The 7336-nt window shown below is 68.6% G+C and carries 10 protein-coding genes; 3 read left to right on the top strand and 7 right to left on the bottom strand.

The features are described from left to right. Nucleotides 1–670 (bottom strand): fumarylacetoacetate hydrolase family protein (locus JWR86_RS08205; protein ID WP_299563430.1); only part of this gene is annotated, 670 nt, incomplete at its 3' end. 193 nt (nucleotides 671–863) lie between these two features. Here JWR86_RS08205 and ykgO point away from each other — a divergent pair. Together ykgO and leuB are read left to right on the top strand one after the other, a co-directional pair. Beyond that, nucleotides 864–989, top strand: a complete 126-nt coding sequence (gene ykgO, locus JWR86_RS08200; protein WP_299563427.1) for a type B 50S ribosomal protein L36 — start codon at nucleotides 864–866, stop codon at nucleotides 987–989. Nucleotides 990–1097: 108 nt separating this feature from the next. Then, a complete protein-coding gene (gene leuB, locus JWR86_RS08195) occupies nucleotides 1098–2216 on the top strand; it encodes a 3-isopropylmalate dehydrogenase (protein WP_299563424.1) in 1119 nt (372 codons plus the stop codon). A 16-nt stretch (nucleotides 2217–2232) separates the two neighbouring features. On the opposite strand, the gene JWR86_RS08190 is transcribed toward leuB, so the two are convergent. After that, nucleotides 2233–2568, bottom strand: a complete 336-nt coding sequence (locus JWR86_RS08190) for a hypothetical protein (RefSeq protein ID WP_299563421.1) — start codon at nucleotides 2566–2568, stop codon at nucleotides 2233–2235. Nucleotides 2569–2910: 342 nt separating this feature from the next. Here JWR86_RS08190 and JWR86_RS08185 point away from each other — a divergent pair, with 342 nt between their 5' ends. Beyond that, entirely contained in the window at nucleotides 2911–3945 is a 1035-nt protein-coding gene (locus JWR86_RS08185) for an aspartate-semialdehyde dehydrogenase (RefSeq protein ID WP_299563418.1), read from the top strand. A gap of 75 nt (nucleotides 3946–4020) precedes the next feature. On the opposite strand, the gene JWR86_RS08180 is transcribed toward JWR86_RS08185, so the two are convergent. The 5 genes from JWR86_RS08180 to JWR86_RS08160 form a co-directional block, all read right to left on the bottom strand. Continuing rightward, complete coding sequence (locus JWR86_RS08180; protein WP_299563415.1) at nucleotides 4021–4902, bottom strand: aldose 1-epimerase family protein; 882 nt, start codon at nucleotides 4900–4902, stop codon at nucleotides 4021–4023. A gap of 25 nt (nucleotides 4903–4927) precedes the next feature. Next, nucleotides 4928–6112 carry a lytic murein transglycosylase gene (locus JWR86_RS08175; RefSeq protein ID WP_299563413.1) on the bottom strand — a complete coding sequence of 395 codons (1185 nt, stop codon included), beginning with the start codon at nucleotides 6110–6112 and terminating at the stop codon, nucleotides 4928–4930. A 219-nt stretch (nucleotides 6113–6331) separates the two neighbouring features. Then, a complete protein-coding gene (fdxA, locus tag JWR86_RS08170) occupies nucleotides 6332–6670 on the bottom strand; it encodes a ferredoxin FdxA (RefSeq protein WP_299563410.1) in 339 nt (112 codons plus the stop codon). A 94-nt stretch (nucleotides 6671–6764) separates the two neighbouring features. Further along, on the bottom strand, nucleotides 6765–7070 hold the full coding sequence (locus JWR86_RS08165) for an RNA-binding S4 domain-containing protein (RefSeq protein ID WP_299563407.1): 306 nt from the start codon (nucleotides 7068–7070) through the stop codon (nucleotides 6765–6767). A gap of 13 nt (nucleotides 7071–7083) precedes the next feature. Continuing rightward, on the bottom strand, nucleotides 7084–7336 hold a 253-nt coding region (locus JWR86_RS08160; RefSeq protein WP_299563404.1), incomplete at its 5' end, for a hypothetical protein.

Genomic DNA, 7336 nt, shown 5'->3' with positions numbered 1-7336 from the left:
TGATGGTTCCTACGCCCTCGACACCGCCCTGCAGCACGTCACCCGGCTTCACGGCCGCGACGCCCGCGGGCGTGCCGGTCATGATGAGGTCGCCGGCCTTGAGCTCAAAGAGCCGCGACAGGTAGCTGATCATCTCCGGCAGCGACCAGATCAGATCCGAGAGGTCGCCCTGCTGCCGTGTCTCGCCGTTCACGTCGAGCCAGATCCGGCCCTTGGCCGGGTGGCCGATGGCCGAGGCCGGCTTCAGATCGCTGCACGGCGCAGCACCGTCGAAGCCTTTGCCCGTGTCCCACGGGCGGCCCATCTTCTTCGCCTCGCCCTGGAGGTCGCGGCGCGTCATGTCGAGCCCCACCGCGTAGCCGTAGACATGCGACAGCGCGTCCGCCTCGGTGATGTCGCGCCCACCCGATTTCAGCGCGGCTACGAGCTCGATCTCGTGATGCACGTCCTTGGTGCCGGGCGGATAGGCGAAGTCGACCCCCGGCCCGCGGATCGCATCGGCGGGCTTCATAAAGAAGAAGGGCGGCTCGCGGTCGGGATCGTGCCCCATCTCGCGGGCATGCTCGGCGTAGTTGCGGCCGACGCAGTAGATTCGCCGCACAGGGAAGCGGCCAGCCTCGCCCTCGACGCCGAGGGTGATGACGGCCGGGGCATCGATCACGTATGTCATGGAAGCTTCCTTGGAATGCGCCGGGCTCTAGCCCAATCGGCCGGAGCTGGCCATGCGCGAAACGGGTTGCCGATCGGCGCCCCACCGATTATGTACCCGGGCTGCGGACCGCGCCCATTAGGGGCGCGGTTCTGCTTCCGACACACACGAAGACACGGCGCCGAGCGGGACGGCTCGACCGGGGATCCGAGCCATGAAGATTCGCCACTCGCTGAAGTCGATCCGCGGACGCCACCGCGACAACCAGCTCGTGCGCCGCAAGGGCCGCGTCTACGTCATCAACAAGACGCAGAAGCGCTTCAAGGCTCGCCAGGGCTGATCGGCTCGAAGGTTCGGGCCCCCGGGCCGATCCGAGCTGTTCCTGAGCGGGCTGGGCCATATGGCGCCGCCCGCCTCCGCGCATTCTCCGACCGGTGACGGCTGCCCGATGACGACCTTCAAGCTGCTTCTCCTGCCTGGCGACGGCATCGGTCCGGAGGTCGCCGGCGAGATCGGCAAGATCGTCGGGTTCCTGACGTCCGCCGGGGTGGGGTCCTTCGAAACCGAGACCGACCTCGTCGGCGGCGCGGCTTACGACGCGCATGGCCGGCCCGTCTCGGACGCGACGGTCGCACTTGCCCGCGAATCCGACGCCGTTCTGTTCGGCGCCGTGGGCGGTCCGAAATGGGATGGCGTGCCCTACCAGCACCGTCCCGAAGCCGGCCTGCTACGGCTGCGGAAGGATCTCGGGCTCTTCGCCAACCTTCGGCCGGCTCTGTGCTACCCTGCCCTGGCCGGTGCCTCGTCGCTGCGGCGCGAATTCGTGGAGGGTCTCGACCTCCTCATCGTGCGCGAACTCACGGGCGGCGTCTATTTCGGTGAGCCGAAGGAAATCGTGACGCTCGAGAGCGGCGAGAAGCGCGCTGTCGATACCCAGATCTACACGACCGGCGAGATCGAACGGATCGCGGCCGTTGCCTTCGATCTGGCCCGGACGCGCCGCAACAAGGTGTCCTCGGCCGAGAAGCGCAACGTCATGAAATCCGGCGTGCTGTGGCACGAGGTCGTGTCCCGGGTGCACCGTGAGCGCTTCCCCGACGTCGAGCTGGAACATGTCCTGGCCGACAATTGCGCCATGCAACTGGTGCGTCAGCCCAAGCAATACGACGTCATCGTCACCGACAACCTCTTCGGCGACATCCTGTCGGATGTAGGCGCCATGCTGACCGGCTCGCTCGGCATGCTGCCCTCGGCTTCGCTCGGGGCTCCCGACCCCGAGACGGGGCGGCGCTCGGCCCTCTACGAACCGGTGCACGGCTCGGCACCGGACATCGCCGGCCAGGGCGTCGCCAATCCGCTCGCCATGATCGGCTCGCTGGCGATGGCATTGCGCTATTCACTCGGCCTCGGCAGCGTCGCGGACGCCCTCGAGGGCGCCGTGTCGGACGTGCTCGCCTCGGGCGTGCGGACCCGCGACATCGCGCCCCCGGGCGCCAACGCAGTCGGCACCGGGGAAATGGGCGACGCCGTTCTCCGGGAGTTGAAAACGCGCCTCGCGAGAGCCTGAGCCTGCCCCGCGCGACTCAGCGCAGGTAGAACCCGTAATCGACCGGGCCGACCGGGTTGGTGGCGCCAATGAACGGCCCGTTCGTGATCGGGTCCGGCAGCACGCCTTCGCCGAAACGGTCACGCATGTTCGCGTAGGGCGGGTTGGCCAGGTAGGACACCACCTGGCCATAGGCGCTGGCCGGATTCACCTGCGAATACGCGGCCACCGTGTTGCCGGCGTCGAGGAAACTCCGGGCCCGGACGTTGAGCCGAAGCGGGCCGTTGACCCGGTAGGACTCCTGAGCCTCGGCTGTCGCGACACCGAAGGTCGCGAGGGCAAGAACGGAAGCGGCGAGTGCAGCGGCGCGCATGTCGAATCCTTCGTACCAGCCGCCCGCGATAAACCGGCGGCCCGTTGCAGCAACAAGACACCAGTAACCTCAAAAGTTCCCTAAGCTTGGCCGTACCGGGCGGTCATTTTGGGGCCCGCGCGGACAGGTGCGCTGGCCCAGACGTACAGCGGCGAAGGGCCCGACGCTTGCCGGGCCGCCTGTTCACAGCAGGTTCCGTCCGTGCTACCAGCCGGACCATGCCCGCATCGGACCGCATCAGCGTCGACCGCGTGTCGAAACGCCTCGCCTGAGCAGCCTGTCTGCCGTCGAGTTGTCGTGTGTGGCCCCGCTCCGTGAGCGGGTCGAATTCAGGAGAGAGTGATGGGTTTCAAGGTCGCCGTGGTCGGCGCCACCGGCAATGTCGGTCGGGAGATGCTGAATATCCTGGCCGAGCGGGCCTTCCCGGCGGACGATGTCATCGCGCTGGCGTCGCGGCGCTCGCAGGGCAGTGAGGTCTCCTTCGGGGACCGCATCTTGAAGGTCCGCTCGCTCGAGGATTTCGACTTCACCGGCACGGACATCTGCCTGATGTCGGCAGGCGGCGAGGTGTCCAAGCTCTGGTCGCCTCGGATCGCCGCGCAGGGCTGCGTGGTGATCGACAATTCGTCCGCGTGGCGCACCGATCCGGACGTGCCGTTGGTCGTCCCGGAGGTGAATCCGGAGGCCCTCGACGGCTTCGCCAAGAAGAACATCGTGGCCAACCCGAACTGCTCCACGGCGCAGCTCGTCGTGGCTCTCAAGCCGCTGCACGACGCCTGCCGGATCCGACGGGTGGTGGTGTCCACCTACCAGTCCGTCTCCGGGGCGGGCAAGGAGGGCGTGGACGAGCTCTTCAGCCAGACCAAGACCGTCTACTCGCTCGCCCAGATGGAGATGAAGAAGTTCCCGAAGCGGATCGCCTTCAACCTCATCCCCCACATCGACTCCTTCATGGACGACGGCTTCACGAAGGAAGAGTGGAAGATGGTAGTCGAGACCAAGAAGATGCTCGATCCCAAGATCAAGCTGGTGGCGACCTGCGTGCGCGTGCCGGTCTTTGTGGGGCATTCCGAGGCGGTGAATGTCGAGTTCGACGCGCCCTTCTCGTCCGAGGAAGCCCGCGAGGTGCTGCAATCGGCCCCCGGCATCGTCGTCGTCGATCGGCGTGAAGCGGGCGGCTACATGACCCCGCACGAAAGCGCCGGCGAGGACGGGGTCTACATCTCGCGGCTGCGCGACGACCCGACCGTGGACAGCGGCATTGCGTTCTGGTGCGTCTCGGACAACCTGCGCAAGGGCGCCGCCCTGAACGCCGTTCAGATCGCCGAGACGATGGTGCAGCGCGGGCTGCTGCAGGACCGGCGCCAAGCGGCCTGAGCCGCCCTTCCGGGGCCAAGCGGGCTCGGACGGGAGATCCCCCCGCCCGAGCCACCGAGCCGGACCCTGAGCCCTTCAGACCGGCTGCCAGCCCAGCGTGACGGCGTGGCTGCAACTCGCGCCGGGGCCCAGCCTGATCATGGAGGGCCGGCTCACGAGGTCGCCCTCGGCATCCTCCCAATCCGCATGGGCACTCCAGGCCTCGAGCGACAGAAACGGAGCCGTGGGCCGACTCCACACGGCGAGGTGGGGGAAGTTTCGCACCGACATCACGATCCTGTTGCCCTCTGGCGACCGGAACGCGAAGGAGCGGCTCCGAGCGGCGAGAAACACCAGCGCTTCCGAAAACAGCTCGGGGTTGAGCGGCAGCACGCGGCCCGCCATGGGCAAGTGACGCGTGCGACGCGCCAGCAAGCCGCCCGGGGCGATCTCGGGCACGTTCGGGCTCTCGGCCTCCTCGAACACGACCTCGTGCCCGTCCCGCCCCTTCGCCGTGAAGGGCCAGGGAAAGGCCGGGTGGAAGCCGAGCCCGTAGGGCATCTCGTCGGGTCCCGTATTCGTGACCTCGAACCCGAGATGCAGCGCGTCGGGGGCGAGCCGCACCACCACGTCCAGCCGGAAGGAGAACGGATAGGCGGCGCGGGTGTCAGGGCCGTCGGTCAGCCGGAGCCGGACCGTGGCCGCCTCGCACGCCACCACCCGGAAGAGTCCCTGGCGCGCAAAGCCGTGCTGCGGCATCGGGTGCTCGGCACTCCTGATGCGGACCGTTCCGTCCTTGGAGGCGCCCACCACCGGAAACAGGATCGGCGCCCGGAAGGACCAGTGCTCCGGATCGCCGTGCCAGAGAAGGTCGCGACCGGCCACCCGCCAGGTCAGGGGCTCCGCCCCCCAGCAGGCAATCTCGGCCGAAGCCTCGCCGCAGCACAGCCGGACCGTGTCGTCGGACGGGCGGGTCACCGCCACCTCCCCGAATGCGGCCTCACTACCCTCGCCGCAAGGCGTGCAGGACCTTGCCGCCGGGCCGCCCGGTGACCCGCATGCCGAGCCGGCCTTCGACGTCCTTGATCGCGTCGCGCGTCTTCTGGCCGATGCGACCGTCGGGCTCGCCGACGTCGTAGCCGCGCCGCAGCAGCAGGGCCATCAATTCGCGCCGTTCAGCGCGGGTCAGGCCGGGATCGTCGGTCGGCCAGCTGCCCTGCACCCCGGCGCCCCCGCGCAGGCGGTCGGACAGAACGGAGATAGCAAGCCCGTAGGACTCCGCCCCGTTATAGGAATAGAGCGCGTCGAAATTCTTGGTCACCAGGAAGCCGGGTCCGTCGCGCCCGGCCGGCATGATGAGCCCTGCGCTGTAGCTTCCGGAGAGCGCCCGCCCGTCGGCCCGGGTCACGCCGGCGGCGGCCCAGCTCGAAAGCGGCTTCTTGCCCTTGCGGCCGGTCGGGGCCACCCCGGCCGGGACCCGCACCTCGAAGCCCCAGGGGAGGCCCTGCTGCCAGCCGGCCTTGCGGAGGAAGTTCGCCGTCGAGCCGAGCGCATCCGGGGCAGAATCGACGATGTCGCGCCGGCCGTCGCCGTCCAGATCGACCGCGAGGCGCTGGTAGGTGGACGGCATGAACTGGGTCTGGCCGAAAGCGCCGGCCCAGGAGCCGACCAGCTTGGCCGGGTCGATGTCGCCGCTCTCGATGATGCGGAGCGTGGCCATCAACTCATCACGAAAATACTCGCGCCGGCGGGTCGCGTAGCAGGACAGGGTGGCCAGGGACTGGACCAGGGGCCGACCACCGAGATCCTTGCCGAAATTGGATTCGACGCCCCACACGCCGGCGATGACGTGGCGCTCGACACCGTAGCGGCTTTCCGCGTTCGCCAGCGCCTGGCTCCAGCGCTGCATCCCGGCGCGGCCGTCCTGCACCCGCTCGTCATCGACCAGCATGGCGAGGTAGTCCCAGATCGGGGTTTTGAACTCGGGCTGATTGTTCATCAGCTCGAGCACCTTCATGTCCGGCTCGAGGGAGGCCGTGACGCTGTCGAAGGTTCGACCCGAGACTCCTTTGCCGGCCGCCACACTGCGAAGCCCGGCGAGGCAGGATCGGAAATCCGCCTCGGCCCGGGCGGGCCAAGCGACTGAGGTGAGGCTGGCGAGCAGAACGGCGAGAGCGGCGCGACGCATGGATTCGGGTCCGGACAGACGGCCGATCACTCCACCGCTTCATGGTTAATGTTTGGTGACCCGGCGTGGCCCAGCCCGGAGCGGGCGGGGCCGTTAACCGCTTGGAAACCATGTTGGCGCATGGTGGCGCCACGCCACGGCCTTGGTGCCATCGCCGGAATGCTGGGAGAGACCGCGGATGTACCGGCTCTCCCGGCGCCGCGGGCCTTCACTCCGCTGTCAGTCGCCCTTGCCCGGGTTCGGCGAGAAGTAGAGCTCGAGCTTGCCGGACTTGCCGTCGAACTCCTTGGCGTCGCCTGGAGCCTCTTTCTTCTGCGTGATGTTGGGCCAGCTCTTCGCCATGTCGGCGTTCAGCTTGATCCAGTTCTCGAGGTTAGGCTCCGTGTCGGGCTTGATCGCTTCGGCCGGGCATTCAGGCTCGCAGACGCCGCAATCGATACACTCGTCCGGCTCGATGACGAGCATGTTCTCGCCTTCGTAGAAGCAGTCCACCGGACACACCTCCACGCAGTCCATGTATTTGCACTTGATGCAATTGTCGGTGACGACATAGGTCATCTTGGTCAGGTCCGCCTTGGGATCGCGCGCAGATCCCGTCCCGGGCTGCGCGAGCCTCGCGCCGTCCGGCCCCTACGCCTCGTTCCGTCCGCGATTACTGCCGTCCCGGGCCGGTGACAAGCGCAGCATCGTCGCGTGGGCCGATCTCCTCGTACAGCGTCCGGGCTTCCGGCGCCGGTCCGCGCCGTTCGCCGCAGCTCACGATCCTGACAAGCGCGGTGCGGCCGGGCATCGCGACGGTCAACACGTCCCCGGGTCGCACGGCCTTGGCCGGGGCCTCGGCCCGGGCGCCGTTGACCCGTACGAACCCAGCGCTGACCAGCCCGGCAGCCAGGGTGCGGCTCTTCGCAAAGCGGGCGAACCAGAGCCACTTGTCGAGCCGCTGCCGTGCCTCGCCCACCCTGCCGTCCGTCTCAGCTGTCGCCGCGATCCTTCTTCTCAAGCTGCGCCTTCAGCCCGGCCAACGCCGCAAACGGCGAGTTCGGGTCGGGCTGGCGCTCGCGGCGCTCGGGCCTCTGCTCGAAACGGGGGCGGTCGTCCCGGCGCTCGCGCTCCGGCCGCCCTCCCCTGTCCGGACGAGGTCCCGACGGCGCTCCGCCAGGATGCGGCCGCGGGCCACCGCCGCCGGGGCCCCGGTCGCGTCCGTAAGCTCCGCCAGGGCCGCGG

It is taken from the genome of Enterovirga sp., from assembly GCF_028290205.1.
Classification (GTDB): Bacteria; Pseudomonadota; Alphaproteobacteria; order Rhizobiales; family Beijerinckiaceae; genus Enterovirga.
The sequence above is the reverse complement of the archived record's forward strand: the minus strand, read 5'-3'. Positions and strand labels throughout refer to the sequence as shown.